General features: G+C 68.7%; 29 protein-coding genes and 2 pseudogenes. 8 read left to right on the top strand and 23 right to left on the bottom strand.

All coding sequences use genetic code 11. From position 1 onward, the window contains the following. Positions 1–2 precede the first annotated feature (2 nt). From ACZZ98_RS09210 to ACZZ98_RS09195, 4 genes are read right to left on the bottom strand one after another with little or no spacing between them, the layout of a single operon-like run. Complete coding sequence (locus ACZZ98_RS09210) at positions 3–644, bottom strand: 5-oxoprolinase subunit B family protein (protein ID WP_463515950.1); 642 nt, start codon at positions 642–644, stop codon at positions 3–5. Beyond that, positions 641–1,414 carry a LamB/YcsF family protein gene (locus ACZZ98_RS09205; protein WP_463515949.1) on the bottom strand — a complete coding sequence of 258 codons (774 nt, stop codon included), beginning with the start codon at positions 1,412–1,414 and terminating at the stop codon, positions 641–643. Before ACZZ98_RS09205 ends, ACZZ98_RS09210 begins: the two co-directional genes overlap by 4 nt. A gap of 1 nt (position 1,415) precedes the next feature. Beyond that, on the bottom strand, positions 1,416–2,075 hold the full coding sequence (locus tag ACZZ98_RS09200; protein ID WP_463515948.1) for an SRPBCC domain-containing protein: 660 nt from the start codon (positions 2,073–2,075) through the stop codon (positions 1,416–1,418). A gap of 2 nt (positions 2,076–2,077) precedes the next feature. After that, a complete protein-coding gene (locus tag ACZZ98_RS09195) occupies positions 2,078–2,497 on the bottom strand; it encodes an ArsR/SmtB family transcription factor (RefSeq protein ID WP_463515947.1) in 420 nt (139 codons plus the stop codon). A gap of 280 nt (positions 2,498–2,777) precedes the next feature. On the opposite strand from ACZZ98_RS09195, the gene ACZZ98_RS09190 reads away from it, so the two are divergent. Together ACZZ98_RS09190 and ACZZ98_RS09185 are read left to right on the top strand one after the other, a co-directional pair. Continuing rightward, positions 2,778–2,981: a cold-shock protein gene (locus ACZZ98_RS09190; RefSeq protein WP_009777120.1), complete on the top strand. Its 204-nt coding sequence runs from the start codon at positions 2,778–2,780 to the stop codon at positions 2,979–2,981. Positions 2,982–3,140: 159 nt separating this feature from the next. Next, on the top strand, positions 3,141–3,761 hold the full coding sequence (locus tag ACZZ98_RS09185) for a cytochrome b (protein WP_463515946.1): 621 nt from the start codon (positions 3,141–3,143) through the stop codon (positions 3,759–3,761). 19 nt (positions 3,762–3,780) lie between these two features. On the opposite strand, the gene ACZZ98_RS09180 is transcribed toward ACZZ98_RS09185, so the two are convergent. After that, positions 3,781–4,755 carry a helix-turn-helix transcriptional regulator gene (locus ACZZ98_RS09180; RefSeq protein WP_463515945.1) on the bottom strand — a complete coding sequence of 325 codons (975 nt, stop codon included), beginning with the start codon at positions 4,753–4,755 and terminating at the stop codon, positions 3,781–3,783. Between the two features lie 83 nt (positions 4,756–4,838). On the opposite strand from ACZZ98_RS09180, the gene ACZZ98_RS09175 reads away from it, so the two are divergent. After that, positions 4,839–5,954, top strand: a complete 1,116-nt coding sequence (locus ACZZ98_RS09175; protein ID WP_463515944.1) for an epoxide hydrolase family protein — start codon at positions 4,839–4,841, stop codon at positions 5,952–5,954. 87 nt (positions 5,955–6,041) lie between these two features. On the opposite strand, the pseudogene ppsA reads toward ACZZ98_RS09175, so the two are convergent. From ppsA to ACZZ98_RS09145, 6 genes and pseudogenes are all read right to left on the bottom strand, one after another. After that, a pseudogene (gene ppsA, locus ACZZ98_RS09170) lies at positions 6,042–8,439 on the bottom strand (phosphoenolpyruvate synthase). 26 nt (positions 8,440–8,465) lie between these two features. Further along, entirely contained in the window at positions 8,466–9,308 is an 843-nt protein-coding gene (locus ACZZ98_RS09165; protein WP_463515943.1) for a pyruvate, water dikinase regulatory protein, read from the bottom strand. A gap of 26 nt (positions 9,309–9,334) precedes the next feature. After that, positions 9,335–10,021: a LutC/YkgG family protein gene (locus ACZZ98_RS09160; protein WP_463515942.1), complete on the bottom strand. Its 687-nt coding sequence runs from the start codon at positions 10,019–10,021 to the stop codon at positions 9,335–9,337. Beyond that, positions 10,018–11,535: a LutB/LldF family L-lactate oxidation iron-sulfur protein gene (locus ACZZ98_RS09155; protein WP_463515941.1), complete on the bottom strand. Its 1,518-nt coding sequence runs from the start codon at positions 11,533–11,535 to the stop codon at positions 10,018–10,020. Before ACZZ98_RS09155 ends, ACZZ98_RS09160 begins: the two co-directional genes overlap by 4 nt. Next, complete coding sequence (locus ACZZ98_RS09150) at positions 11,532–12,296, bottom strand: (Fe-S)-binding protein (RefSeq protein ID WP_463515940.1); 765 nt, start codon at positions 12,294–12,296, stop codon at positions 11,532–11,534. Before ACZZ98_RS09150 ends, ACZZ98_RS09155 begins: the two co-directional genes overlap by 4 nt. A gap of 272 nt (positions 12,297–12,568) precedes the next feature. Continuing rightward, positions 12,569–13,105 carry a putative immunity protein gene (locus ACZZ98_RS09145; protein ID WP_463515939.1) on the bottom strand — a complete coding sequence of 179 codons (537 nt, stop codon included), beginning with the start codon at positions 13,103–13,105 and terminating at the stop codon, positions 12,569–12,571. A 97-nt stretch (positions 13,106–13,202) separates the two neighbouring features. Here ACZZ98_RS09145 and ACZZ98_RS09140 point away from each other — a divergent pair, with 97 nt between their 5' ends. Continuing rightward, positions 13,203–14,024, top strand: coding sequence for an SDR family NAD(P)-dependent oxidoreductase (locus ACZZ98_RS09140; RefSeq protein ID WP_463515938.1), 822 nt, complete (start codon positions 13,203–13,205; stop codon positions 14,022–14,024). Between the two features lie 16 nt (positions 14,025–14,040). After that, entirely contained in the window at positions 14,041–14,619 is a 579-nt protein-coding gene (locus tag ACZZ98_RS09135; RefSeq protein WP_463517752.1) for a GNAT family N-acetyltransferase, read from the top strand. Between the two features lie 201 nt (positions 14,620–14,820). Here ACZZ98_RS09135 and ACZZ98_RS09130 read toward each other — a convergent pair. The 3 genes and pseudogenes from ACZZ98_RS09130 to ACZZ98_RS09120 all read right to left on the bottom strand — a co-directional run. Further along, positions 14,821–16,032: pseudogene (locus ACZZ98_RS09130) on the bottom strand (APC family permease); the annotation flags it as partial. Positions 16,033–16,113: 81 nt separating this feature from the next. After that, positions 16,114–16,851, bottom strand: coding sequence for a cation diffusion facilitator family transporter (locus ACZZ98_RS09125; RefSeq protein ID WP_463515937.1), 738 nt, complete (start codon positions 16,849–16,851; stop codon positions 16,114–16,116). Further along, positions 16,848–17,228 carry an ArsR/SmtB family transcription factor gene (locus tag ACZZ98_RS09120; protein ID WP_463515936.1) on the bottom strand — a complete coding sequence of 127 codons (381 nt, stop codon included), beginning with the start codon at positions 17,226–17,228 and terminating at the stop codon, positions 16,848–16,850. The genes ACZZ98_RS09125 and ACZZ98_RS09120 overlap by 4 nt, the downstream gene beginning before the upstream one ends. Before the next feature lie 56 nt (positions 17,229–17,284). Between ACZZ98_RS09120 and ACZZ98_RS09115 the strand changes: the two genes are divergently transcribed. Continuing rightward, a complete protein-coding gene (locus tag ACZZ98_RS09115; protein WP_463515935.1) occupies positions 17,285–17,719 on the top strand; it encodes a YkvA family protein in 435 nt (144 codons plus the stop codon). Positions 17,720–17,785: 66 nt separating this feature from the next. Here the strand turns inward: ACZZ98_RS09115 and ACZZ98_RS09110 are convergent, their stop codons facing one another. The 8 genes from ACZZ98_RS09110 to ACZZ98_RS09075 all read right to left on the bottom strand — a co-directional run bounded on the left by ACZZ98_RS09110 (position 17,786) and on the right by ACZZ98_RS09075 (position 23,569). Continuing rightward, positions 17,786–18,589, bottom strand: coding sequence for an alpha/beta fold hydrolase (locus tag ACZZ98_RS09110; protein ID WP_463515934.1), 804 nt, complete (start codon positions 18,587–18,589; stop codon positions 17,786–17,788). A 225-nt stretch (positions 18,590–18,814) separates the two neighbouring features. Next, the gene (locus ACZZ98_RS09105; protein WP_463515933.1) at positions 18,815–19,336 is read right to left on the bottom strand and encodes a M23 family metallopeptidase; all 522 of its coding nucleotides are present in this window, start codon (positions 19,334–19,336) and stop codon (positions 18,815–18,817) included. 173 nt (positions 19,337–19,509) lie between these two features. Continuing rightward, positions 19,510–19,848 carry a VOC family protein gene (locus ACZZ98_RS09100; RefSeq protein WP_463515932.1) on the bottom strand — a complete coding sequence of 113 codons (339 nt, stop codon included), beginning with the start codon at positions 19,846–19,848 and terminating at the stop codon, positions 19,510–19,512. Between the two features lie 343 nt (positions 19,849–20,191). After that, positions 20,192–20,686, bottom strand: a complete 495-nt coding sequence (locus ACZZ98_RS09095) for a cupin domain-containing protein (protein WP_463515931.1) — start codon at positions 20,684–20,686, stop codon at positions 20,192–20,194. Positions 20,687–20,873: 187 nt separating this feature from the next. Then, a complete protein-coding gene (locus tag ACZZ98_RS09090; protein WP_463515930.1) occupies positions 20,874–21,491 on the bottom strand; it encodes a dihydrofolate reductase family protein in 618 nt (205 codons plus the stop codon). After that, the gene (locus ACZZ98_RS09085; protein WP_463515929.1) at positions 21,491–21,997 is read right to left on the bottom strand and encodes an SRPBCC family protein; all 507 of its coding nucleotides are present in this window, start codon (positions 21,995–21,997) and stop codon (positions 21,491–21,493) included. Before ACZZ98_RS09085 ends, ACZZ98_RS09090 begins: the two co-directional genes overlap by 1 nt. Before the next feature lie 3 nt (positions 21,998–22,000). Beyond that, a complete protein-coding gene (locus ACZZ98_RS09080; protein ID WP_463515928.1) occupies positions 22,001–22,342 on the bottom strand; it encodes an ArsR/SmtB family transcription factor in 342 nt (113 codons plus the stop codon). A 225-nt stretch (positions 22,343–22,567) separates the two neighbouring features. Further along, the gene (locus ACZZ98_RS09075) at positions 22,568–23,569 is read right to left on the bottom strand and encodes a LacI family DNA-binding transcriptional regulator (protein ID WP_463515927.1); all 1,002 of its coding nucleotides are present in this window, start codon (positions 23,567–23,569) and stop codon (positions 22,568–22,570) included. 114 nt (positions 23,570–23,683) lie between these two features. Between ACZZ98_RS09075 and ACZZ98_RS09070 the strand changes: the two genes are divergently transcribed. Continuing rightward, complete coding sequence (locus ACZZ98_RS09070; protein WP_463515926.1) at positions 23,684–24,430, top strand: SDR family NAD(P)-dependent oxidoreductase; 747 nt, start codon at positions 23,684–23,686, stop codon at positions 24,428–24,430. 242 nt (positions 24,431–24,672) lie between these two features. Here the strand turns inward: ACZZ98_RS09070 and ACZZ98_RS09065 are convergent, their stop codons facing one another. After that, a complete protein-coding gene (locus ACZZ98_RS09065) occupies positions 24,673–25,422 on the bottom strand; it encodes a dienelactone hydrolase family protein (RefSeq protein WP_463517751.1) in 750 nt (249 codons plus the stop codon). A gap of 89 nt (positions 25,423–25,511) precedes the next feature. Between ACZZ98_RS09065 and ACZZ98_RS09060 the strand changes: the two genes are divergently transcribed. Further along, entirely contained in the window at positions 25,512–26,006 is a 495-nt protein-coding gene (locus ACZZ98_RS09060) for a MarR family winged helix-turn-helix transcriptional regulator (protein WP_463515925.1), read from the top strand. Positions 26,007–26,202: the final 196 nt, after the last annotated feature.

The raw sequence follows: 26,202 nt of genomic DNA, 5'->3' as shown, positions 1-26,202 counted from the left end.
GATCAAGAGGCGACCTCGGTGAAGCGGACCCGCGACCCGGGAGCGAGCAGTGCCGGCTGGTCGCGGCGCAGGTCCCACAGGACGGCGTCGGTCCGGCCGATGAGCTGCCACCCGCCCGGGCCCTGGCGTGGATAGATGCCGGTGAACTCGCCTCCCAGGGCGACGGATCCGGCCGGAACGCGGGTGCGGGGCGTGCCGCGACGCGGGACGTGCAGCGCGGGGTCACCACCGGCGAGGTAGGCAAAGCCCGGCGCGAAGCCGGTGAACGCGACGACGTGGTCTGCAGCCAGGTGACGACGCACGACCTCGGCGACGACGAGGCCGGTGAGCCCAGCCACCTCGGCCAGGTCGGGTCCGTCGTAGGTCACCGGGATGAGCACCTCCGGCCGATCCGAGGCCGGAGGCGCGTCGGCGAGCTCGGCGCGGGCTCCGGCTGCAGCCACGGCTGCGGCCACGGCAGCGGCCACGTCGGACCGGGTCGTCGTGCCGTCGAAGGTGAGCAGCAGCGTGCGGGCGGCCGGCACGAGGTCGACGACCCCGGCGGGACGCGAAGCCTCGACGGCACGGTGCAGGGCCATGACCTCGTCGAGGTCGTCGCACTCGACGAGGAGTCCGTGGTGGCCGGCCGGCAGCAGGCGCGTCATAGTGGGAGCGTCGTGAACGGCTGAACCGTGATGCCCGCCTCGTCGAGCGCCTGACGCACCGCGGCGGCGATGGCGACAGCGCCTTCGGTGTCTCCGTGCACACAGATCGACCGTGCGGCCACGGGGACGCTCGACCCGTCGATGGCCTCGATGGTTCCGTCGGTGACGAGTCGGACGCACCGGGCCGCGATGGCCAGGGGGTCGTGCAGGACCGCGCCGACCTCGCGTCGCGACACCAGCAGACCTTCGGCGGTGTAGGCGCGATCCGCGAACGCCTCGGCCACCGCCTCGAGCCCCGCGGTCTCGGCCGCGACGAGCAGCTCCGAGCCGGCCAGTCCGACGAGCGGGAGCGACCGGTCATACAGGGCGACGGCCTCGGCGACAGCCCTCGCGGTCACCGGGTTGCTCGCCGCGTCGTTGTAGAGGGCACCGTGCGGCTTGACGTAGGTGACGCGGCTCCCCTCGACGCGAGCCAGGGCGTCGAGGGCGCCGATCTGGTAGATCACCTCGTTGACGAGCTCGGCGGGGTCGACGTCGATGTGCCGGCGACCGAAGCCCGCGAGGTCCCGATGGCCCACCTGGGCGCCGATGGCGACTCCCCGCTCGGCGGCTCGCGCACACGCGCGTCGCAGGATGCTCGGGTCGCCGGCATGGAAGCCGCAGGCCACGTTGGCGCTCGTGACGAGCTCGAGCATGGCCTCGTCGTCGCCGAGGGTCCATCGCCCGAAGCCCTCACCGAGGTCGCTGTTGAGGTCGACCACTGCACTCATCTCAGGTGCCCGTGTAGAACCCGTAGGTCGCGTCGGCAGCCTTGGCCGCGACGTCCGGGTCGGCGCCGGAGGCCTCGTGCGCGGCGCCCCACGCGTCGGCCGCACCGCGGTAGAACTGCCTGCCCTCGTCGGTCGCGGCCCACGCCTGCGCCTCGCTCGGCGCCAGCGAACCCTCGACCGCGCCCAGGTGCAGCGAGAGGCCGAGCAGCCCGCCGTCCCACCCGACTCCCGTCGCGCCGGGTCCGAACGCGTCCCACATCTCGGCTGGCACGTCGGCGGCCTTGGCCACGTGCTCGAGCCGGAGGGTGGTCCCCTCCCCCTCGCTCGTGAGTCGCACGCTGAGCCACGTGACCCCGCCGCCGTACTCCCACGTCACGAGGACCCGGGCTGCGTCGGCGGAGTCGCCGGCGGGAGGCTCGCACTCGACGACCTCGCCGCCGGCCTGACCCTCGAACTGGAAGCGGCCACCCACCCTGAGGTCGCCAGACACCGGGAGGAACCAGCGCTGGATCCGGTCGGCCGACGTCACCGCCTCCCACACGTCGTCGATCTGGGATGGGTAGGTCTGCACGAGCGACTGGACGTGCGCCGGCTCGCCGTCGAGGTCGGAGATGCGGAGCTCGCGGGTGACTGCGCCGAGCTGGGAGAGGACATCGACCATGGTCAGGTCTCCTTCTGTGGGTTCGTGGACTGTGGCTTGGACTTGGACTTGGGCTTGGGCTTGGACTTCTGGGGGGCTTGCGGGGGACTGCTCCCGAGGCGGCGTTGCCGGCGCCCCCGGGCGAGCTCGGTGTCGAGGGCGGCCAGCTTGGGCAGCCAGAAGCGCTCGAAGGCCGACAACCACTCGCGCGCCTCGTTCGGCCCACGCGGGTCCACGGCATACAGACGTCTGGTGCCCTCGGGTCGCACGGTGGCAAAACCGTTGTCCCGCAGCACCTTCAGGTGTTGGGACACCGCTGGCTGGCTGATCCCGAACTCTGCACCGATCGTCGCGCCGACGGCGCCCGCGCTCGTCTCGCCCTCGGCGAGCAGCTCGAGGATGCGCCGGCGAACCGGGTCTCCCAGGACATCGAGTGCGTGCACGCGTCCATGGTTGCGCCTGAACTTATATAAGTCAAGAGCGATGTATGCCGTCCGCCCATTCCCGTGTGCGCCACGCCCACGTCTCAGACGGGGTGGCGCTCTGTAGGACGGAAGGCACGAAGGCTGCTACGGTCATCACTGTTGCCTTTCCAGTCCACGTACGCGTGGCCGACACGACCGAGTAACTACGCGAAGGCTCGCGTGGGTCCTACGGGTGTGAGCATCGGCAGCATGAGTGCTCCACACGGGAGTACTCGCACTACAGAAAAGGCAACACCAAGTGGCAACCGGCACCGTGAAGTGGTTCAACAGCGAAAAGGGCTTCGGCTTCATCGAGCAGGACGGCGGCGGCGCTGACGTCTTCGTTCACTACTCGGCCATCGAGAGCGGCGGCTACCGCGAGCTCCAGGAAGGCCAGAAGGTCGAGTTCGACGTCACGCAGGGCCCCAAGGGCCCGCAGGCTGAGAAGGTCAAGGGCATCTGACCCTTCACCACCTTCGAGACATCTGATCTCAAGCGAAGGCCCCCTGACCCTTGTGGTCGGGGGGCCTTCGTCGTGCCCCGAACATCCGTGGGTCTGCCACCCGACTCCCCCGAAACGCACGCGGCACGCCATGTGCCGTCAGGGCTCTAGGGTTCAGACATGTACTGGCGCAACGGCCCTCACGGCTACGGCTTCGTCACCAAGTTCCTCCACTGGCTGACCGTCGTGGTGCTGGCCGCGCAGTTCTTCGTCGGCTGGACGATGGAGGCCGACGAGTCGGCGTTCTCCGCGGACGAGGCGAGGCTGGAGCAGCTCGAGGAGCAGGCCAAGGACCTCGACGGTGACGCGCGCGACGTGGCCCGCGACGAGGTCGACCGGCTCGAGGACGAGTTGGATGCCCGGGCGGACGAGGCCGAGGACGAGTTCGTCCGCGATGCGCTCAGCCGCCCGACGGAGCCCAGCCTCCCTCTCGCCCATGTCGTGCTGGGCCTGACCATCCTCGCGCTCGGCGTGGTCCGAGTGCTCTGGCGACGGACCGGACTCCCACCGTGGGCCGAACACCTGGGGCCCCTCGCGCGCAAGGTCGCCGGCCTGACCGAGAAGGCCCTGCTCGCGAGTCTCTTCCTCGTCCCGGCGAGCGGCCTGCTGCTGCTCTTCGCGGGTGCCGACTGGGTGGGCCTGCACGTGGCCGCGCACTTCGCCTTCTTTGCCGCCCTCGTGGCCCACATCGGCCTGCACCTGGCGCACGCCAGGCACGGACAGCTGCGCCGGATGCTGTGAGGTGGGCGGACGGCATACCTCAGAGCGGCGGAACGGACCTGGCGTAGCGGCTGCCCAGCAGGCGCAGGTGCTCGACGAGCTCGGGTGGCTCGGTGACGTGGAAGTCGAGGCCGAGCATCCCGATCCAGACGGCGACGATCTCGAGACTGTCGCCACCGGTGACGAGGACGGAATGGGTGTCGTCGACCGTCTCGACCACTCCCACGGCTGCGTGGATGCGGGACAGCACCTCTGCCGCGGGTGCGTCGACGGCGATGCGGCAGTGGAAGTTCCATCCCGAGAAGGCGACCTCGCGCAGCACGAAGGACGAGTAGTCGCCTCCCTCAAGGGGATTCGCCACGAAGCGACCGGCGCCTGGCGTCCGCAGCTCCAGCCAGTCGACGCGGAAGACCTGCCAGGAGCCGGACGGTCGGCGACGGGCGACGACGTACCAGCGCTCGTGCCAGCTCACGAGCCGGTAGGGGTCGGCCTCGACCCGCTCCTCGTCGTCGCGGCCGCCGGGGCGGTAGAAGAACCGCAGCCCCTCCCGGTCACGCACGGCTGACGCCAGCTCGGCGAGGACCGCGACGTCGACGGGCGGGGCCTGCACGTTGCTCTCGGTGTTGTTGAGGCCGATGTCGGTGCTCTCGTGGAGGGCTCGCACCCGCCGGCGGAGCCGGTCCGGCAGCACGTGCTCGAGCTTGGCCAGCGCCAGGGCGCTCGACTCCTCGATCCCCCGCACGGCCGCGACCGACCCCAGACCCACGGCCACCGCTACCGCCTCGTCCGGCTCGAGCAGCAGCGGCGGCAGCCGTCCGTGGTCACCGAAGCGGTAGCCACCCGCGGGTCCACGCACCGAGTCGACCGGGTAGCCGAGCTCGCGCAGCCGCTCGACGTCCTTGCGGATCGTGCGTTCGCCGACGTCGAGCCGGGCCGCGAGCTCGGTGCCCGACACGATGTCGCGCGCCTGCAGCTGGCCGAGCAGGGCGAGCAGCCGAGCCGAGGTCTGGAGCACCGTTTCCCCCCTCGCGAGAACTTCTCGGGCCACCGATCCTAATCAGGAACGAACCGTGCCGGAACCCTTCGTACCTTCCTTTTATGAGCACCCACGAGAAGTCCCCGGCCCTGTCCCTACGACCTTTCACCGTCGCGATCCCGCAGAGCGAGCTCGACGACCTCCAGCGCCGGCTGGCGGGCACCCGCTACGCCGCCGAGCCCACCACCGAGTCCGGCACCGACGACTGGACGCACGGCGCCCCGGTCTCCTACCTCCGCACGATGGTCGAGCACTGGCAGGACGGCTTCGACTGGCGCGCCCAGGAGGAGGCGATGAACGCCCACCCGCAGTTCCTCACCGAGATCGACGGCCAGACCATCCACTTCCTCCACGTCCGCAGCGCGAACGAGGACGCCACTCCCCTCCTACTGCTCCACACCTACCCCGGCTCGTTCGTCGACTTCCTCGACCTCATCCCGCACCTCACCGACGCCTTCCACCTCGTCATCCCGAGCCTGCCGGGCATCGGCTTCAGCCAGCCGCTGTCGGACGCTGAGTGGGACACGGCGCGCGTGGCCCGAACGTGGGACAGGCTCATGCGTGGTCTGGGCTATGAGTCCTACGGCGCGCACGGCTCCGACAACGGCGCGATGGTCTCGCGCGAGCTCGCGATGCAGGGCCCCGAGGGCTTCCTCGGCGCACACGTCCTGCAGCTCTTCTCCTTCCCGTCGGGCGACCCGGCCGAGTTCGAGAAGATGACGCCGGCCGACTACGCGGCGCTCGAGTTCGCCGGCTGGTTCCAGACGGTCAACGGGTTCGCCCAGATGAACGCCTCACGTCCGCAGACGATCGCGGCCGCGCTCAGCGACTCGCCGGTCGGGCAGCTCGCCTACAACGAGCTCTTCGAGAACTTCGGCAACGGCACCGCGACCCTGACGCGCGACCAGGTCCTCACCCAGGTCAGCCTCTACTGGTTCACCAACAGCAGCGCGGCCGCGGCCCGCTACTACTTCACCGAGAAGTCGGTCGAGGCCCGCGTCAACGACGGAAAGATCGGGGTCGCCGTCTTCGCGGACGACTTCCGCTCGATGCGCCCCTTCGCCGAGCGCGACAACACCGACATCGTGTCGTGGACCGAGCACGAGCGCGGTGGCCACTTCGCCTCGATGGAGGTGCCTGAGGAGCTGGCCGAGGCGATCCGGGCCTTCTACGCCTGACCGACCCCCGACTTCGTGCCCCAGTGGGACAAGCGAGCCCTTGCGAGCTTGTCCCAATGGGGCACGAAGTCGTATCGGAGGCCAGGCTCAGCCGGCGCGCTTGGCCAGTCGCAGCCAGGTGTCGACGACCGTGTCCGGATTGAGCGACATCGACTCGATGCCCTGGTCCAGCAGCCAGTCGGCGAGGTCGGGGTGGTCGGACGGGCCCTGCCCGCAGATGCCGACGTACTTGCCGCGGGCCTTGCAGGCCTCGATCGCCATGCTGAGCATCTTCTTGACCGCCGGGTCGCGCTCGTCGAAGCTGCCGGCCACGAGGGAGGAGTCGCGGTCGAGCCCCAACGTGAGCTGGGTGAGGTCGTTGGACCCGATCGAGAAGCCGTCGAAGTGGTCGAGGAAGGCGTCGGCGTTGACGGCGTTCGACGGGACCTCGCACATCATGACGACCTGCAGGTCGTTCTCGCCGCGCACGAGACCGTGCTGTCCGAGCAGGTCGATGACCCCCTCGGCCTCGGCCACGGTGCGCACGAACGGGATCATCACCTTGACGTTGGTCAGGCCCATGTCGTCGCGCACCAGCTTCAGCGCCTCGGCCTCCATCGCGAAGCACTCGGCGAAGTCGGCGGAGAGATACCTCGCGGCACCCCGGTAGCCGATCATCGGGTTCTCCTCGTGAGGTTCGTAGCGAGCGCCACCCAGCAGGCCGGCATACTCGTTCGACTTGAAGTCGCTCATCCGCACGATGACCGGCTCCGGCGCGAAGGCGGCCGCCAGCATGGAGATGCCCTCGGCCACGCGCTGGACGAAGAAGTCGCGGGGCGAGTCGTACGCCGCGATGAGCGCCTCGATCTCGGCCTTGATCTCGGGCTCCTGGTCGTCGAGCTCGAGCAGTGCGCGCGGGTGGATCCCGATCTGGCGGTTGATGATGAACTCGAGCCGGGCGAGCCCGATCCCCCTGTGCGGCAAGCGAGAGAACTCGAAGGCCTGCTCCGGGGTGCCGACGTTCATCATGATCTTGACCGGCACGTCGGGCATGTCGTCGAGCTCGGTCTCGGACACCGAGAACTCCCGCATCCCGTCATAGACCAGGCCTGTGTCCCCTTCGGCGCACGAGACGGTGACCTCGCGGCCGTCGGCGAGGTCGCGGGTCGCCGAGCCGGTCCCGACGACGGCGGGGATGCCGAGCTCGCGCGCGATGATCGCGGCATGGCAGGTGCGTCCGCCGCGGTTGGTGACGATGGCGCTGGCGCGCTTCATCACCGGCTCCCAGTCGGGGTCGGTCATGTCGGCGACGAGCACCTCGCCCGCCTGGAAGTCGTGCATGGCCTCGGCCGACGCCAGGACGCGCACCGCCCCGGCGCCGATCTTCTGGCCGATGGCCCGACCCTCGACGAGGACGGGGCCGGTCTCGTCCATGCGGAAGCGTCGCAGCGTGTTGCCGGTCTGTCGAGACTTCACCGTCTCGGGTCGCGCCTGGAGGATGTAGAGCTGGCCGTCGACGCCGTCCTTGCCCCACTCGATGTCCATCGGGCGGCCGTAGTGCTCCTCGATCTTGAGGGCGTGCTCGGCTGAGCTCGGTGACCTCGGCGTCGGTGAGGCTGAGGCGGGCCTGGTCGGCGGGGTCGACGTCGACGAAGTCGATCGAGCGACCGACGGCGTCATCCTGCGTGTAGACCATCTTGGTGGCCTTGCCACCGACGCCCCGCTTGAGGATGGCGAGGCGACCCTCGCGCAGCGCCGGCTTGTAGACGTAGAACTCGTCGGGGTTGACGGCGCCCTGGACGACGGCCTCCCCGAGCCCGTAGCTGCTCGTGATGAACACCGCGTCGGAGAAGCCGGACTCCGTGTCGATCGTGAACATGACGCCGGAGGAGCCGATGTCGGAGCGCACCATGCGCTGGATGCCGGCCGACAACGCGACCGACTCGTGGTCGAAGTTGCTGTGCACGCGGTAGGCGATGGCCCGGTCGTTGTAGAGCGAGGCGAAGACACGCTTGATCGCCAGCAGGATGTTGTCGATGCCGCGGACGTTGAGGAAGGTCTCCTGCTGCCCGGCGAAGCTCGCATCGGGGAGGTCCTCGGCCGTCGCGCTGGAGCGCACCGCCCAGCTCACGTCCTCGCCCGAGCCGCCCACGAGACGCTCGTATGCCGTGCGGATCTCGTCCTCGAGGTCGGCCGGGAACGGCTGCTGCTCGACCGACTCACGGATCTCGGCGCCGGCGACGACGAGCGCGCGCGTGTCCTCGACGTCGAGGTCCGCCAGGACGGAGTTGATGTGGTCGGCCAGGCCCTCGTGCGAGAGGAAGCGGCGATAGGCCTCGGCGGTGGTCGCGAAGCCGTCGGGCACCCGCACTCCTGCCTTGGACAGGTGCTGCACCATCTCGCCGAGCGAGGCGTTCTTGCCGCCGACCCGCTCGACGTCGTGGAGGCCGAGGTCGGCGAACCAGACGACGTTCTCGCTGGCGGTGCCCTGGTCAGTGGCGGTCATGGCGGGTCCTTTGGGTCGGTTCGGTTTCAGCCGAGGTCGGGCAGGCGGCTGCTCTGCATGATGACGGTCGCCATCTCCTCCACGGACATCTTGGCGGAGTTGATCGACGGGATCCGGTGCGCCCGGTAGAGCGCCTCGGCCCGGCGCAGCTCATGGCTGCACTGGGCGAGGCTCGCATAGGTCGACCCCGGTCGGCGTTCCCCTCTCACCTGGCTGAGCCGGGCCGGAGTGGAGAGCAGCCCGAAACACTTGTCGCCGAGCTCCTTGACGGGGCGCGGGAGCTGGTCGGAGTCGAAGTCCTCGGGCACGAGGGGGTAGTTCGCGACCTTGAGGCCATGCTGGAGCGCGAGGTACATCGACGTCGGCGTCTTGCCGCACCGCGACGGCGCCACGAGGATGAGGTCGGCCTGCTCGAGGTTGCGCAGGCTGGCGCCGTCGTCGTGCTCCATCGCGAACTCGATCGCCTGCATCCGCCGGTCGTAGCGGAGGGTGTCACCGACGCCGTGCAGGGCCGTGGCGCTGTGCGTGGCGTTGACGTGGAGCACCCGCTCGACGGTGTCGAGGTGCGAGCCGAAGAGGTCGATGAAGGCAGCCTTGGTGCGCTGCAGCTCCTGGCGGATCTGCTCGTCCGACACCGTCGAGAACACCAACGGCGCCACCGTCTCCGTCGTCACGCCGTCGATCTGGGCGAGAACGGTCCGGGCCTGCTCCACCGTGGTGATGAACGGGATCTTGCGACGGGTGAAGTGCAGCCCCGGGAACTGAGCGAGCATGAGGTTGCCCAGGGTCTCGGCCGAGATCCCGGTCCCTCCTGCGACGAAGAACACCGGTGTGGGACCGGGCGCCTCACTGCTGTCGACGATGTCCATCTGGTCAGCCTCTCACCCCCGCCCGATCAGGACACGGTGTCGGTGGAGACGATCACCACGATGAGGTTGCGAGGGCCGTGCACCCCCTCGACCCGCTGCAGCTCGATGTCGCTCGTCGCACTCGGCCCGCTGATCCAGGTGAGCGCCCGCTGCTGGCCGGACGCGGTGCGCAGCCGAGCCACCGCCTCGGGCACGTCGTGCACGACCTGGTCGGCGCGGATGACGCACACGTGGGTGTCCGGCACGAGCGTCAGCTCGCGCCGGCCCTGGTCCGCGCCGTGGTCGAGGACGATGGTGCCGGTCGTCGCGATGCCCACGGCCGAGGCGGTCACGACGGCGCCCACCTGGTCGAGGGTCGAGGTGGTGGCCGCCGACTCCGGAACCATGTCGAACGCGTCGCCCAGCGCCCGTTGCCACTGCGCGTCGAGCCCGGTCGGCACGACGACCGAGCGGACGTCGGCCTCGCGCAGGGCCTGGACGATGGCCGCCGCGACCTCCGGCTCGGCAGCGCGGATGACGGTGGCCCGGTAGTCGGCGACGTTCTCGGCCAGCAGGTCCAGCGTCTGCGCCCCCGCCACCGACTCATGGCGACTTCGGGTCGTTCCGAGGGACGAGGAACGACCCGAAGTCGCAATAAGTCGGGATGAAGGGTCGGTCTGCACGTCGGTGAGGGCGGATCGGACCCGGGACAGGATCTCGTCGCGGGCGCTCATCGCGTCTGCCCCTCACTGCCGGGTATGCCGTCCGCTCGCCCTGTGGAGGAGCCGTCACCCTCGCGTCCCTCGTGCTCGCGGGCCCACCACTGGCGGAAGGTCTCCTTCGGTGGCGTCGGCACGTCGCGGGCATCGGTCCACGCGCCCAGTCCCGGCACCCTGCGCACGGTGCGCTTCCCGAGGAGCCGCCCGGCCGTGGTGGCGCCCTTCTGGGCCACGGCCAGCCGCTTCGGGTCGGACAGCACCCAGGCGGCGGCCTTCATCGCCGCCGACTCGGCACGGTGACCGCCCTGCTGCGCGACCGTGCCTCGCAGCTCGACCAGCAGCTCGGGGATGTCGATCCGGACCGGGCACGCGTCGAAGCACGCACCGCAGAGGCTCGAGGCATAGGGCAGGGACTGGTCGATCTCGCTCGCCGTCCCCCGCAGCTGCGGGTTGAGGATGGCGCCGATCGGCCCGGGGTAGACCGACCCGTAGGCGTGCCCACCCGTGCGTTCGTAGACGGGGCAAACGTTGAGGCAGGCCGAGCAGCGGATGCACCGAAGCGCCTGTCTCCCAACAGAATCCGCGAGGACGTGACTCCGACCGTTGTCGAGGAGGATGACGTGCACCTCTTGGGGCCCGTCGCCATCGTGCACCCCGGACCACATGGTCGTGTAGGGGTTCATCCGCTCCCCCGTGCTCGAGCGCGGCAGCAGCTGGAGCATCGGCCCGAGGTCGTCCCACGTCGGCAGGACCTTCTCAATGCCGACGACGGAGATGAGCGTCTCGGGCAGGGTCAGGCACATGCGCCCGTTGCCCTCGGACTCGACGACGACGAGGGTCCCGGTGTCGGCGACGGCGAAGTTCGCACCGGACACGGCGACCTTGGCTCGCAGGAACTTCTCGCGCAGGTGGACCCGCGCCGCCTCGGCAAGCCGCGCGGGGTCGTCAGTGAGGTCGTCCGGTGCGGGGCGGCCGACCTTGCCCATCTCGCGGGTGAAGATGTCGCGGATCTCGGTGCGGTTGCGGTGGATCGCCGGCACGAGGATGTGGCTGGGTCGGTCGTGGCCGAGCTGGACGATGAGCTCGGCGAGATCGGTCTCCCAGGCGTTGATCCCGGCCGCTTCGAGGGCTTCGTTGAGCTCGATCTCCTGGGTCGCCATCGACTTGACCTTGACGACCTCGTCGACCTCCTTGGCGCGAGCGATCTCGATGACGATCTGGTTGGCCTCGTCAGCATCGCGCGCCCAGTGCACGACCGCACCGTTGGCGGTCAGCGTCGCCTCGAGCTGCTCGAGGTAGTCACCGAGGTGGTGCAGCGCCTCGTCCTTGGCCGCGGCTCCCGCGACCCGCAGCGCCTCCCACTCGGGCACCTCGGCGACGACTGAAGCGCGCTTGGCGCGGATCGTGGAGGTCGCGTTGCGCAGGTTGCTCCGCTGCTGGGTGTCGGCCAGGGCGGTGCGCGCGGCCTCGGGGAAGGCCGGCATACCGACGAAGGTCGCTGACGTCTGCTGGACCGGTCCGACACTCATGCGGGGTTCTCCTGCGTCGAGGCGAGGATCTCGGCGAGATGCATGCGGCGTATGCCGGAGCGTTGCCTTCCGAGGATCCCACCGATGTGGGCAAGGCAGGAGTTGTCGCCGGCGACGAGGACCTCGGCCCCGGTCTCGGTGACGTGCGCGGCCTTGTCGGTGCCCATGGCGACGGACACGTCGGCGTTCTTCATCGCGAAGGTCCCACCGAAGCCGCAGCACTCCTCTGCCCCCGGGAGCTCCAGCAGGTCGATGCCCTCCACGGCTCGCAGGAGCTGCAACGGCTTGTCGCCGACCCGTAGCATCCGCAGCGAGTGACAGGTCGGGTGATAGGTCACGCGGTGAGGGAACCAGGCGCCGACGTCCGTCACGCCGAGCACGTCGACGAGGAACTCCGAGAGCTCGTGGACCTTGGGACTCAGCCGCGCAACCTCCGACGCCAGACCCGAGTCCCCTGCGAGCTGGGCGATTCTCGGGTGTTGGTCCCGGACCGAGCCGACACACGACCCCGAGGGGGCGACGACCGCGTCGTAGTCCCCGAACACGTCGACGAAGCGAGCGACGAGCGGAACGACCTCGCCGGCATACCCAGTGTTCGTCAGCATCTGGCCACAGCAGGTCTGCCCCATCGGGAACTCGACGGTGACGCCGAGGCGCTCGAGGAGGCGGACGGTCGCCTTGGGGGTCTCGGGCCACATCGTGTCGTTGAAGCACGTCGCGAAGAGCGCAACCCGTAGGTCGGTGCGAGGTGGGGTGGTCATCGGGCCTCCGGGTCGTTCATCCGCGGACTGGGCTCATGGCGCCGGGGCTTCGGCCTTCGTGGGAGCCAGTGTGGCCGATCACAAAGCTGATGTCGCAGAGACGAGACCGACGCCGGGACGCTGGGCCCTGACCTGGTCAGCGGATGAAGAGGTTGAGACTGATCGTGAGGAGGATCGAGAGGATGAGGGAGACGACGATCATCGTCAGGCATCCCTTGCCTCCGCCGACGGGTCGAATCTGCACAGGGCTCATGCCTCGATCGTGGCACAGATCAGCCGCTCGCCCGCCCACCCTGACCTGCGAAGACGGACCAGCAGATGTCGTTGCGCCGCTCCTGGTCCTCGAGCACGAGGTCCCGAACCCGAGCAGGCAGCTGGTCGCGCTGCCACTGGCACTCACGTCGCATCGCGTCCTCCTTCCCGCCGGCCGTCCCCGCCTCACCTGCTGCCTTGATCGCGTAAGCCGCTGCGCCGAGGTCGTGCTCGGGGACGTGAGCGACGCAGGCGGCCTGCCCGGCGGCATACGCCGCGAAGCGTGCCGCCCCACGCAGTGGCCGCGCGGCACCCATGGCGTGGCCACCAGCGGCCCGCGCGACCATCATCGGGACCTCGCCGCGCACCCAGGCGCGGGCGTGCTCGACGGCCTGTCTGGGGCGGTCGTCCCCCGGCTGACCCGACTCGAACAGGTCGAGCACGTGTTCGGCGCAGGTGGCAGCCCACAGCGCGAGGAGGCGGTGGTCGGCGTCGGTGAGCGTCCCGCCCCGGCGGATCGTCACGAGTCGCGGGTCCCGGACCTTCGGCAGAATCACCTCCCCACCGTCCCATGGCCCGAGCCGGCACCTGGTGGAAGAGTCAGCCCCACGCGCGACATCCAGGACCATCCAGGACCATCCAGAGAAGAGCCCCATGCCTGAGCAGCGAACCATCGTCATCACCGGAGCCAGCGACGGCATCGGAGCCGCTGCGGCGGGCCAGCTGCAGGCACTCGGCCACCGGGTCGTCCTCGTCGGCCGCTCCCCCGAGAAGACCGCAGCCGTGGCGCAGCGGCTGGGCGCACCCTCGCACGTGGCCGACTTCGCCGACCTCGACCAGGTCCGCGCGATGGCCGCCGAGCTGCTCGCCGCCCACCCGCGCATCGACGTGCTCGCCAACAACGCCGGCGGGCTCTTCGGTCAGGAGCGCACGAAGGACGGCTTCGACAAGACCTTCCAGGTCAACCACCTCGCTCCCTTCTTGCTCACCCACCTGCTCATGGACCGGCTCGTGGAGTCGCGCGCCAGCGTCATCCAGACCTCGAGCGCTGCACACCGGCTGTTCGGGCACCTCGACCTCGACGACCTCGACAACGCCCGGGGCTGGAACGCCAACAAGGCCTACGGCGACGGCAAGCTGGCCAACGTCCTCTTCACCCGCGAGCTGCACCGCCGCTTCCACGACCAGGGCGTCAACGCCGCCGCCTTCCACCCGGGCGTCATCCGCACGAACTTCGCCAACGACACACCAAGCCTGATGCGGTTGGTCTATCGCACTCCCCTGGCGCGGCTCCTGACGGGCGTGGAGTCCGGTGGCGGGCGGCTCACCTGGCTCGCCGCGGGCATCCCCGGCACGACGTGGGAGCCCGGTCGCTACTACGAGAGCGACAAGGTCGGCAAGGTCAACCCGCAGGTCAAGGACGACGCCTTGGCCCGTGACCTCTGGGAACGCAGCGAAGCGCTGCTCGGCCTCTGAGGCTGGAGCCTGGTCCATGGAGGAGGACTACACGACCCGGTTGCTGACGCCCGACACGTGGCACGACTTCGCGGCACTCGTCGAGGCGAACAACGGTGTGTGGGGCGGTTGCTGGTGCATGGGCTTCCACCCTGAGGGCTTCGGCTCCACGCCGAGCGCCGCCGGCAACCGGGCCGCGAAGGAGGGTCATGTCCGAGCCGGCACGGTGCATCAGATGCTGGTGTATGCCGGCGACCAGTGCGTGGGCTGGTGCCAGTTCGGGAGCCCGGCCGAGCTGCCCAACATCAAGAACCGCAAGCTCTATGACAAGGAGGCCGCGGACCTGCCGGACTGGCGGATCGGCTGCATCTTCACCGGCAGCAGGCACCGCGGCCGAGGTGTGGCACGGGCTGCCGTCACGGCTGTTCTGCGCGAGATCGCCGCGGCTGGTGGCGGCGTCGTCGAGGCCTATCCGGAGCAGGTCGACGAGCGCCCGCCGCAGCGGGGCGCCTACCTCCACACCGGGCCGGAGAGCCTCTTCGAGGAGCTCGGGTTCGAGCGCGACCGCAGGATCGCGAAGTGGCGCTGGGTCATGCGTCTCACGCTTCCCGCGTGACACGGAGGTGAGGCTTCGGTATGCCGTGTGCGCACGGCATACCGAAGCCTGAGCTGAGTTGTCCTGCAGCTCCTCGGCTCCCTCAGCCACGGTGCCCTCGCGCTTGCGGGCGTGGCGCGCGATGAAGAAGAGGATGGACCCGACGACGATGTAGGACAGGGCGATCAGCCAGGTCTGGGCGCTCTGCTGGGTCAGCAGCGCGATGCTGGCGATGAGGGCGATGATCGAGACGATCCTCGGCGCGGTGAAGTGCTTGTGCTCGACCTTGTCCTTCTTGAGGACGAGGACAGAGATGTTGGCCGAGATGAAGACCAGCACCAGGAGCAGGACCGTGGTGTCAGCCAGCAGGGTCACGTCTCCGACGAGGCTCATCGCCATCGTCACGGCGCCGATCACGAGGATCGAGACCCAGGGCGTGCGACGGGTGGGAGCCACCTTGCCGAAGATCTCCGGCAGCAGCCCCGCCTCGGCCAGGCCATAGGTCGCGCGGCTGGCCATGACCATGAAGAGCAGCGCGCCGTTGCCGATGGCAACGAGGGCGATCGACGCGAACAGCCACTCCGGGAACGCCAGGCCGGAGGCGGTGATGACCGACAGCAGCGGTCCGTCGGACTCGGCCAGCTCCTTGGTCGGCACGACTGCGGCGGCGCCCAGGGCGATGAGCATGTAGATGACGCCTGCGGTCAGCAGGGCGCCGAAGAGGGCACGGGGGTAGGCCCGGCTGGGGTCCTTGACCTCCTCGGCCATGTTGGCCGCGGCCTCGAAGCCGAGGAAGGAGAAGAAGGCGGTGATCGTCGCTGCGAAGGCGCCCTGCGCCGGTGAGATGCCCTCGGCGAAGGTCGTCACCCGGCTGATGTCGCCGTCGCCCTTCCCGAGCACGATCGCCGCGACGACGATGATGATGATGAGACCAGTCGCCTCGATGAGCGTCGCGCCCACGTTGGCCATGAGCGACTCGCGCACACCCCGGAGGTTGATCGCGACGAGCAGGGCGATGAAGACGAGCGCCACCGGGACCTTGGGCAGGTCGATCAGCGCCTGCAGGTAGTCACCGGCGAAGGCGTTCGCGAGCGCTGCCGCCGTCGTGATCCCCGAGGACAGCATGAGGAAGCCGATGAGGAACGTGACGTAGGGCTTGTCGAAGGCCCGCTCTGCGTAGCGGGCAGCGCCACCGGCGTGCGGGTACTTGGTGATCAGCTCGGCATAGGTGCCCGCGGTGAGCAGCGCCAGCACCAGGGCGAAGATCAGCGGCAGCCAGATGGCCCCGCCGACGTCCTGCGCCATGCCGCCGACGAGGGTGTAGATGCCGGCACCGAGGGTGTCACCGACGATGAAGAAGAAGAGCAGCAGCGGTGTGATGCCGCGCTTGAGCTTCGCGTCCGTCTCACCTGTGCCCGACAGTGTTTGAGTCATAAGGCAGGGTGGCACGCCGAGACGCCGGATGCGACTCCACACACCGGGCGAATTTTTCCCCGGGACGGCGGAAGCGGCAGGTCAGGACGCCTTGTCAGGGACGCCGCCGGTGGTGCCGCCGGAGCAACAGTCACCGGCACACGACCCGCCGTCGGGCTCGCCGACTGCCGCAGGAGCGCAGCAACCCTCACCCCGCCAGGCATCGCGGCCCTCCTTGATCGCGACGCCGGCGATCACCAGACCGGCGAGCGGGTCGGCCCAGGTCCACCCGAGCGTGGCGTTGAGGACGAGGCCCACCAGAAGCACCGCCGAGAGGTAGGTGCACAGCAGCGTCTGGGTCGAGTCCGCGACCACCGCGTTGGACCCGAGACTCCGGCCGGTGCGCCGCTGGGCCCACGAGAGGAAGGGCATGATCGCGAGGGAGGCGACCGCCAGACCGATGCCCACCGGCGAGGGGTCCGGCTCGTGGCCTCCGAGGAGGGCTCGCAGCGACTCGAAGGTGACGTAGGCGGCGAGCCCGAAGAACGACAGGGCCATCAGCCGCAGGGCCGGACGCTCCCTGCTCTCGGGCACCTTGTGCCGGAACTGCCAGAGGATGATCAGGCCGCTGGAGACCTCCACCACGGAGTCCAGCCCGAAGCCGACGAGCGCGACGGAGCCGGCGGCGAGCCCGGCGGTGATGGCGATGACCGCCTCGATGACGTTGTAGGTGACCGAGGTGGCGGCGAGCAGCTGGGCGCGGCGACCGAGCACCTGACGGCGCTGCGGGTCCTGGACGAACGCGGTGGGCCGGGCCTGGGGGCTGGGGGAGATGGTCACCGAGTCGACTCCTCGCCGGAGGCGGGGCACAGCACCACGGCGTCGCCGGTCGCGGCCAAGAGCTCCTCGGCCGCGGCGAACACCTTGAGCACCGCATCGGGGTGGGTGAGGGTGAACACGGACGCCCTGCCGGACGGGCGGGACTGGACGAGCCCGCAGTCGCGCAGGCAGGCGAGGTGCTTGGAGACGGTGGACTGCGCGAGGCCGAGATGAGCGGTCAGCTGGGCGACGTTGTGCTCGCCGAGCAGCAGGTGCCGCAGGATGGCCACTCGAGACGGGTCGCTCATCCCCCGGAACAGGCAGGCTGCTGCCGTCGCGGCTGCGGTCTCATCGAGGTCGCCGGCGCTTCCGCGGGCCGCCCTCTGAGTCATCGTCATGTGGCGATGTTATCGTCCGGGCGGTCGCAATGCATCGGCGGGGGATGATGGGTTCCATGGACGGGTCCTGGTGGTCTCTCGTCATCGCTGTCCTGGCCGGCCTGGTGCTGCTCTGGACCGGGCTGCTCGTCGCCCTGTGGGTCTCTCGCCCCGACGAGCTCGGCCTGCGGGACGCCATGCGGTTGCTCCCGGACGTGGTCCGCCTGGTCCGGAGGTTGGCGGGGGACTCGGCGCTGCCTCGCGGCGTGCGGATCCGGCTCGGCCTCCTCCTGGCCTACCTGGCCCTGCCGTTCGACCTCGTGCCGGACTTCATCCCCGTGATCGGCTACGCCGACGACGCCGTGATCGTTGCTGTCGCGCTGCGTTCAGTGGTCCGCCACGCGGGTGTCGGGGCACTCGAGCGCCACTGGCCCGGCACCGCGGCCGGTTTCGCTGCGGTATGCCGCGTGGCCGGCCTTGGCGATGCGGCCGGCCCGAGCGGCCGGGCCTGACCCCCGGCGGCCCGGGGCCGCACGGCATACACGGCATACACCGCTTTGGCCCGTCGTGGGTGGACCTCAGAGCCAGGCATCCACCAGGGCGTGAAAGTCGGCCGGGCGCTTCATCGACGGGAGGTGACCCACCTCGGCCCAGTCGACGAGTCGAGCTCCGGGGACTCCCTCGGCGACCCGGCGGGCCGCGTCCTGGACGGTGTCGAGGTCGAGGCCACCGACGAGGACGAGGGTGCGGGCTCGGACGTCGGCGAGCCGCTCCAGAGCGGGTGGCTCCAGCTCGCGCTCCTCGACGTCGTCCCAGTCGGCCGTGACCTCGAACGCGCGCCGCCGCATCTGTCGCACGTCGTCGCAGAGCGCGATGTCCATGTCCGCTGTCTCGCGCTGGGGGCCGGCCACCCAGGTCGTGATGTTGGCCTCGACGGCGGCGTCGAGGTCGCCGGCCGCCACGGCTGCGCGCTCGGCGTCGAAGAAGGCCTGCAGGTCCGGGGTGAGCTCGGCCAGCAGCGACCCTCCCGGCGCGGCCAGGAGCAGGGACTCGACCCGGTCAGGAGCCAGGAGGGCGGTCTCGACCGCAACGCCTCCGCCGAAGGACGCGCCGATCAGGTGGCACCGCTCGACGCCGAGCTCGTCGAGGGTGTCGAGGATGTCCTGGGGGTGGGACACGGGGCCGTCGGGTCGGGTGTCGGAGTCGCCGAAGCCGCGCAGGTCCACGCGGATCGCGTCGTGCGTCGAGGTGAGGGCGGACCACTGCGCGTCCCACATCCGCCGGTCGGCGACGCCTGCGTGGATGAGGACGACGGGCAGCGAACCCTTCGGCCCGGCTCGGTCGTATGCCGTCGCGAAGGTGGTGCGTGTGCCTGCAGTCATCGAGGTCCTTGGGTGTGGGGCGTCTGAGTGGGCGTCCCGGTCACCGAACCAGAGCCTGCGGGTGACGGCAAGCAGGTTTTCCTCCAGTCCGCCCCAGACGCGAGAACCTCCGGGCGGGGCGGGACCTCGATCAGTCCACACCTCATCCGGAGGTTCTCACGTCCCGCCGGGTCGAGTCAGCGCGTCGCGCGGAGTCGACCAGGGCGGCTGGGCGTCAGACCCAGCTCAGGGCCACAGGTTGGGGTTCTTGTCCGAGCCGTAGCCGCCGTAGCGCGGGCGGCGCTCGAGGTGCAGGTGCGGGCCGGTGGTATTCCCCGTGTTGCCCGAGTAGCCGATCAGCTGCCCGGTCGTGACCCGCTGGCCGTCGCTCACCCGTCGGCTCGACAGGTGGCAGTAGCCCCAGTCCGAGCCGTCCACGTTGTCGTTGATGAGGATCATGGTGCCGTAGGCGGCACCCCAGGTCGCCCGGCCGGTGCGGACGTCGCCACCGATGGTCGCGTAGACCGGAGTGCCGACGGGGCACCCGATGTCGACTCCGGTGTGGTAGCCGGCCTGCCAGTTGCCGGGGATCCTCCACGCGGCCGTGATCGGGTGGGCGGTGGGGTTCCTCACCGGCCGCACGTAGGACGCGGCCTGGGCTGCTGGCGCCGAGACGATGCCGCCGAGGGCAAGTCCGGCGGCCGTTGCGCCTCCGCTGAGGATGATCCGTCGACTAGGCCTGCTCGACGATTCCTGGTGGTCTGTCATGACAGTTCTCCCGAGTCTGCTGATGACCGAGGGTTGAGGATCATGAGACGACGCCCATGCCATCAGCCCGCGCTCGCTGGTCTTGGTCCGTTCATGCAATCTCCGACTTGCACAACACAGAACGTCCCAAACCCCACTGCGAAAGCTCTGCGAAACCGCTGCGAGGCCCCGGATCAGGCCTCGACGCAGAACTCGTTCCCCTCGGGATCCGCCATGACGACGATGTCGCCGTCCTTCCCGATGACCGAGGCGCCCAGGGCCCGAAGCCGTTCGACCTCGGCGCCCACCGGGCCCATGGCGCGCAGGTCGAAGTGCTGGCGGTTCTTCGCGGTCTTGCCCTCGGGGACCCGCCGAAACCACAGCTTGGGGCCGCCCCACCCGGCCGGCTCCACCCACGCCCGGTCCTCCGTGCTGTCCTCGTCGAGGTCGGAGCCCAGCGCTGCCGCCCAGAACGCCGCCAGCAGCATCGCGTTCGAGCAGTCGAAGGTCACGGACTTGACGTAGGCACCCATGGATGAACCGTAGGGCCGCATCTGGCAGAGGCAACGCGTCCGACCTCCCGCTCTTCCTGTTGGACAGCCGGAGTCGCGGATGCGATCCCGTCACGCGTTGCTCACAAGCAGCACCTGTTGGTTCCGATGCTCGAGCAGTCCGTGGCCCCTTGTGCGGAGTACTTTGCACAGCCCGGCGCCGACAGCGTCCGCGCGCACGATCGGCCGCGGCGGCAGTGTGAGGATCAGCTGCGGTGAGAGCCGTGACGGGTCTGATCGAGGCGTCCCAACGACCCCTCGATCTCATCCCGGCGGCAACTCTGCACCGCCGGGCGGCCCATGTTGCAGCTTCACCCCTCCTCGCTCAGGAGCACCAATGAGTGTCGTGGCGGAGCATGAACTCCTCACGCTCCTCCGTGGTCATCGCTTCGCCCCGAGCAAGGGTCTCGAAGTAGTCCTCGCGAGGGCCACCGGGCGCAAACATCAACAACATCTGGGCGTGATCGGCTCCCCGGAACCCGTGAATGCCGCCCTCCGGGACGTAGAGAAAGTCACCCGGTCCGGCGTTGATCCACGTGCGCCCGTCATAGAGACGGACCGTACCGGCCAAGACGTAGAACTGCTCCGAGATGGCGCGATGGAAGTGCTGGTCGGGGCCCGCCTCCTCGGCGCCGAACGTCCATCGGTAGAGCCCGAACCGGCCGTCGGTGCGGTCACCAGTGGCGAGGTACTCACAGGTCACACCGCCGGCCGTGCGGGTGTCGGGCTCCTCGTCGGTCCGGCGCAGCCACACGCTCGTCTCGCCGTGCCTGCCGCGGTATCGGTCAGGTGGGTATTGACGGTTCAGTGGAGAACTCATGCTTCCTACCTCAGGCCCGAAACACGACGCACCTGACGCACGGACTGCACGTTCTCGTCCAGGAGACCATTGCCTGACCGCGACCTCGACACCGCGCCCTGGTTTGCGCTGGTTGGCGATGGTCGGAGTGAGAGGCAACCAGAGGTCACGGTTCGAACCTGGGCTTGGGTCAACACTGGGTGCCCGGCTATCGCGAACGCACTGCATAGGTCAGGTGCGTCACCCTGGGGGAATGCTCTACGTGGACCTGCTCCAAGGCCACGCGAGCGGCGTCGACGTTCTCGAACAGCCGGACCCCTGACCCGAACAGCACCGGAGAGAGCGCGATCTTGAACTCGTCGACCAGTCCGGCGTTCAGGTACTGCAGTATTGCGGCGCCGCCGCCAGCGATGCGAACGTCCCGGTCGCCCGCAGCTTCGCGGGCCCGGTCAAGCGCCACCTCGATGCCGTCGTTGACGAAGTTGAAAGTCGTGCCGATCCGCGCCCAGGGGTCTCGCTTCTCGTGGGTCACGACGAAGACCGGCGTGTGGAACGGCGGCTCATCGGGCCACATCTGCTCCCCCGCGTCGAACATGCGCTTGCCCATGACGCTCGCACCGGTGCGGTCGTAGGTCGCCTGCGCGATGTCGTTGTCGCGACTTTCCTCACCGCCCCCGCCCAGCTGCAGGTTCTGCCGGGTGAACCGGAGCGGGAACATCCACCGCTGCAGTTCCACCCACTGCTGCCCCATCAGGTCCGACAGGGTCTCGGGCGCGATGAACCCGTCCAGGGACATGGACACGCTAAAGAACACCTTGCCGGCCATCAGCCTTCGACTCCGTTCCGAGCGAGGCCGGTGACGTACGCGGCCAAGTTGCTGAGGGTCTGCTGACCGCCCTCGATTGCGTGGTACTTCTCGATCGCCTCGTCGTGCTGCGCCTTGGTGGGGAACAGCGTGCGCATCTCGAGCCGGGTCGCCTCACCCTGAGCACTGAAAGTCAGCACCGACTCGAAGGCGTTCGGGTCATCGCGGATCTCGCCGTGGAGGAACTTGATGCGCTCCGGCGGGTCTAGCTCAGTCCAGGTGATCCACTCCGGGTAGTCGGTCCCGTCCGGACCGTGCATCACGAAGTCCCACTCGCCTCCGGCGCGGAACTCGAAGGCGCGCGTGCTGGTCGTGAACCCCTCCGGTCCCCACCACTGCGACAGGTGCCGCGCCTCGGTGAATGCCTCGAACACCAGCACCCGCGGGGCGTCGATGACCCGCGAGATGACGATCTCGCGGTCAGCCTTCTCCAGCTGCCCCGTCGATCCTTGTTCTGTCGTGCTCATCGACTACTCCTCATTCTGTGTCTGCTTCAGGTCTCGCACGTAGGCATCGAGTCGGTCGAAACTCTCATTCCAGAACTGCTCGAACCCGCCGCTCCACTCGTGAATGGGCCGCAGCCCTCGGGCGTCGAGGCCGTAGATGCGCTGTTTGCCCGCTCTGTGGTCCCTCACCAGTCCAACCTCACGCAGCACCCGTAGGTGCTTGGACGCCCCCGGCTGGGTCATCCCCAGCTCGTGGGCGACCTCGGTCACCGGTAGCTCACCCGCACGCAGCAGCACGAGGATCTCCCGCCGCTGCGGCTCGGCGATCGCGTTGAAGACGTCTGACGTCGTCGATGCTCGTGCCATGGGAAAATCATATGCCCATAACGGCATCTGTCAAGACGAGGCCACCGCTACGACGTATCTGCTTGACGCGGAGCGCCGCCCCTGCGCGCTCGATCCCCAGGTGAGGACAGTTGGCATCGCTCGGTTGGTGGGTCGACCCGGAAAGGGGCGAACGGCGGCGGTCGACTTCGACCCGTCCCACCTCGCTCCGGTTGGTGCGACCAAGATCGTCCAACGCCGGAGTCACTACCCGGAAAGGGCTCCGCTCGTGTTTCGGGGCACGAGGCGCACGCGGGCTACAACACGAGAGACGTTGCGGTCCCCCGCGAACTGGTCACGAAGCATGCGGACGGCGAGGCGTCCAGAATCCTCGACCGGTTGGTGCACGGTTGACAGACCGAGCGCGCACGCGAGGTTCCCATCGTCGAACCCGACGATGGATAGGTCCTGGGGAACCCGCAGGCCGGCCTCTGCGGCGGCCAGCAGGACCGCTGCAGCTCGCAGGTCGTTGCTGGCAAACACAGCCGTGGGAGGTTCATCCGTCCTGAGCAGCGCACGTGCGGCCCGGGCAGCATCGTCAAGTGTCGTGGACACCTCATACAGCTCGCCGGGTCGAGCACCTAAGTCGCGCGACCGCAGCGCTTCGCGGAAGCCGCGGAACCGCCTGCCGGACGGGGATTGGCGAGCGGCGACTTGAGCCTCGCCGACGAAGGCGAACCGGCGGTGTCCAAGGTCGGCGAGATGATCGGCTACCAGCGCACCGCCTCGTTCGTCGTCGGTCTGGATCGACGTGAACTCCGCGTGGGCGATGTCGACCAGCACGGTTGGGTGGTCCCGCGATGCCAGACGTTCGGCAACACCCGGGCCCAGGGGGAGGCTCACCATGATGATTCCGTCGAGCCGGCCGGTCACGGGCAGCGAGTCCAGGAGCGGGGCTGCGGCCGATTCGGCAGAGGGTTGGTCGTACACGACGAGGTCGACTTCGCCGCCAGCTTCAAGCAGGATCCCCGCAAGCCGACGTCGCGCGACGTCGTGGGTTCCGAACGGACCGATGACCCCAATGCGTCGCGGACCCTTGCGAGAACGCGCCACTGCCTCCGCCATGGGCTCGAACCCCAGCAGGTCGACCGCAGCCATCACTCTTTCGCGCGTGGCTCCCGCGACCCTCTCAGGCCGGTTGAGCGCGCGAGACACCGTTGTCGGACTGACACCCGCAGCCGCAGCAACGTCGTAGATGGTCGTTCCCACTGGTGCAGTCCTCTCCCAACTGTGCAACTGCTTTCAGCATAGTTGTTGCAGCCACACCAGTTGCTGCGGTCACATGGATCCGTGAAGTCAACGACATTTTCAGGAAGCGTGGTCGTGACCGGCGGTGCTCGGGGGATCGGTCGAGCGATCACCCAGTGCTTGGCCGAGGACGGCTACTGGGTCGTAGTGGTCGACCCGGACGGGCCGGCCGGCGTAGGGATCCATATCGCCGACCAAGTCGGAGTCGTCGTCGGGTCGGCGTCTGAGCCGTCCATAACACGGGGGGCACTGGCTCTGGCGCGTTCCCGAGCTCCATTGGCGGGTTGGGTCAACAACGCCGCGGTTTTCCGAGACGTGCAGCTGGAGGAGGCCACCTCAAGGACGTTCCTCGACCAGGTATCGGCAAATCTGCTTCCAGCGATAGAGGGCACCCGCTCAGCCGTGTCAGCCTTTCGTGAGGACGGGACAGCTGGAGCGGTGGTGAACCTCTCGTCCCACCAAGCGCAACGAGCCGTGCCGGGCGCGGCGGCCTACGTCACAGCAAAGGCCGCGATTGAGGGATTCACGCGCGCCGCAGCCGTCGACTACGGCCGATACGGCATACGGGTCAACTCTGTCGCCCCAGGATCGGTGCGCACCGAGCGCCACGACGACTACCTAGCCTCGCTCGATCCGGACCTCGCCGCCGGAGTGGAGCGCGAGCTCGCCGAGCTGCATCCTCTCCACCGGATCGCCTCGGCACGAGAGGTTGGGCAGGCGGTTGCGTTCTTGCTGTCCCCTTCGGCGAGCTTCATCTCCGGGGCGGTTCTTCCCGTGGACGGCGGTCGTGCGGTGCTTGCAGCGGACCCCGAGGCCCAATGAATCGCGTGACGCGGCCCTGCAGCCAACACTGCCTGGGGCGGAAGAGTGGTGGCGCCCAGCGGTATGCACGACATCTGTGCGAACAGCCTCGCCGATACCTCCGGTGATGCGATTGACGACACCCATGAATGACCCCGCGCTTTGCCTGTGGACACGACTGTCAGGATGGGCGTCCGATGTGGGCAGCCACGCACCGGTCCACAGGAAGGACCTACCTCTTGCGGCAGCCAACCTGCGGAGGCTTAGTGTCCCTTCAGCGTCCGGTCGAGCAATGAAACCAGGCGTTCCCAGTGAAGTTGCAGTCCTGCAGCGTTGAACGCATCGGTGTCGGACATCGTGAAACCGTGGACTGTATCGGGGTAGACCTCGGACGAGCTCTCGGGACTCGCGCCGGCGAGGGCTTGATCGAGTGCGTGGGCCACTTGGGGCGTCATGTCACCCGCCGCGTGACCGAGGTGGAACGGTGCGGCGAGTCCCGCAACCAGCAGGTGTGGGCTGTCTGCTGCGTTGGTGACCATCGGGCCGGCATGGAACGCGGCCACGGATCCCACTTGATCCGGGTACGCCGCCGCGGCTCGGACCGCTAGCACGCCGCCCCAGCAGTATCCGACGGTGGCCACAGGCCCCGGCGTCACCTCAGGTTGATCGGAAAGAAACGCGAGAAAGGTCTCGGCGTCGCGAAGGGCTCGTTCCGCCGTGTGCTTGTGGATCAACGGCAACACGTTGTCGAAGATCGCCGGTCGGTCCTCGTCACTGATATGAGGCGGGAGCTCGACGACCGGAGCCGGGCCATGACGGTAGAAGACGTTGGGCACAAGAACGTAATAGCCATGATCGGCTAGCTCCTGAGCCATGGCAACAAGCGCGGCCCGCAAGCCGAAGCCGTCCATGTACAGCAGTACTCCAGGATGCCTACCGTCTCCGCTAGGAAAAGCAGCTACTGCGTCGGCTGACCCGTCCTGCGCAGGAATGTTGAGTGTTTTGACGGCCAACGTGTTCTCCAAAGATTGTTCGTCTCACTAGCAGTAGGCGACCGACCGTACGTCGTTAGTGTCACTAACGCAAACGTATAGTGGAAGCCATGACGCAGACCGGAGCACTGCAGGCGCCCGCCGACGCAAAGACCAGCCCGCCAGCAAGACTCCAAAGGCAGGTCAGTCGCATGTTGTCGCAGTTGTGCACGCGTTCAGACCGGCTGATCAACGATGGCCTGGCGCAAGTCAACGCGCGAAAGTGGCACTACGCCGTTCTAGCCTCACTGCAGGAGCAGGGCGCGGCCAGTCAATCGGAGCTCAGCAAGCGATCTGGAATCTTCAGAAGCGACATGGTCAGCGTGCTGAACGAACTAGTTCAGCGCGACCTCGTTCAGCGTGTCCCGGACCCTGGCGACCGGCGCCGCAACGTCGTGACGATCTCCCCCAAGGGGAGTCGCCACCTGAACCACCTGGACGTCGTCCTCGACGGCCTACAGGGCAGGTTGTTGGAGCCGCTCAGCCTGACAGAACGTGGCCAACTGGTGGGAATGCTGACTCGACTGCTCGACCACCTCGACGCCCCGCATAGCGATTCACGCTGATCGACTGAGATGCGTGAGCACCTAGGATCGATGCCCTTCGGTCGAGTCGTGGGCCTGCTGCACCGACGGGTGACAGTCTCTGTCGGTCTGGCCGCCTAGGCACGATTCGGCCGTGACGTGCCGGCGACCTCAGGAACAGACTGCCTGTTGACAGGGGTAGTCATCCGTTAAGCCGCTGAGGAGTGCCAGCCCGTGC

The organism is Knoellia sp. AC549 (assembly GCF_979258975.1).
This window is presented reverse-complemented; position numbering and strand designations above follow the sequence as displayed.

Coding starts and splice junctions, on each gene's coding strand:
- ACZZ98_RS09185 (WP_463515946.1), top strand. CDS start 3,141: ATGTACTGGCGCAACGGCCCTCACGGCTACGGCTTCGTCACCAAGTTC.
- ACZZ98_RS09175 (WP_463515944.1), top strand. CDS start 4,839: ATGAGCACCCACGAGAAGTCCCCGGCCCTGTCCCTACGACCTTTCACC.
- ACZZ98_RS09080 (WP_463515928.1), bottom strand. CDS start 22,342: ATGGCACGAGCATCGACGACGTCAGACGTCTTCAACGCGATCGCCGAG.
- ACZZ98_RS09100 (WP_463515932.1), bottom strand. CDS start 19,848: ATGGGTGCCTACGTCAAGTCCGTGACCTTCGACTGCTCGAACGCGATG.
- ACZZ98_RS09115 (WP_463515935.1), top strand. CDS start 17,285: ATGGACGGGTCCTGGTGGTCTCTCGTCATCGCTGTCCTGGCCGGCCTG.
- ACZZ98_RS09085 (WP_463515929.1), bottom strand. CDS start 21,997: ATGAGCACGACAGAACAAGGATCGACGGGGCAGCTGGAGAAGGCTGAC.
- ACZZ98_RS09165 (WP_463515943.1), bottom strand. CDS start 9,308: ATGGACATCGTCGACAGCAGTGAGGCGCCCGGTCCCACACCGGTGTTC.
- ACZZ98_RS09200 (WP_463515948.1), bottom strand. CDS start 2,075: ATGGTCGATGTCCTCTCCCAGCTCGGCGCAGTCACCCGCGAGCTCCGC.
- ACZZ98_RS09140 (WP_463515938.1), top strand. CDS start 13,203: ATGCCTGAGCAGCGAACCATCGTCATCACCGGAGCCAGCGACGGCATC.
- ACZZ98_RS09150 (WP_463515940.1), bottom strand. CDS start 12,296: ATGACCACCCCACCTCGCACCGACCTACGGGTTGCGCTCTTCGCGACG.
- ACZZ98_RS09120 (WP_463515936.1), bottom strand. CDS start 17,228: ATGACGATGACTCAGAGGGCGGCCCGCGGAAGCGCCGGCGACCTCGAT.
- ACZZ98_RS09160 (WP_463515942.1), bottom strand. CDS start 10,021: ATGAGCGCCCGCGACGAGATCCTGTCCCGGGTCCGATCCGCCCTCACC.
- ACZZ98_RS09155 (WP_463515941.1), bottom strand. CDS start 11,535: ATGAGTGTCGGACCGGTCCAGCAGACGTCAGCGACCTTCGTCGGTATG.
- ACZZ98_RS09210 (WP_463515950.1), bottom strand. CDS start 644: ATGACGCGCCTGCTGCCGGCCGGCCACCACGGACTCCTCGTCGAGTGC.
- ACZZ98_RS09105 (WP_463515933.1), bottom strand. CDS start 19,336: ATGACAGACCACCAGGAATCGTCGAGCAGGCCTAGTCGACGGATCATC.
- ACZZ98_RS09110 (WP_463515934.1), bottom strand. CDS start 18,589: ATGACTGCAGGCACACGCACCACCTTCGCGACGGCATACGACCGAGCC.
- ACZZ98_RS09060 (WP_463515925.1), top strand. CDS start 25,512: ATGACGCAGACCGGAGCACTGCAGGCGCCCGCCGACGCAAAGACCAGC.
- ACZZ98_RS09095 (WP_463515931.1), bottom strand. CDS start 20,686: ATGAGTTCTCCACTGAACCGTCAATACCCACCTGACCGATACCGCGGC.
- ACZZ98_RS09205 (WP_463515949.1), bottom strand. CDS start 1,414: ATGAGTGCAGTGGTCGACCTCAACAGCGACCTCGGTGAGGGCTTCGGG.
- ACZZ98_RS09090 (WP_463515930.1), bottom strand. CDS start 21,491: ATGGCCGGCAAGGTGTTCTTTAGCGTGTCCATGTCCCTGGACGGGTTC.
- ACZZ98_RS09135 (WP_463517752.1), top strand. CDS start 14,041: ATGGAGGAGGACTACACGACCCGGTTGCTGACGCCCGACACGTGGCAC.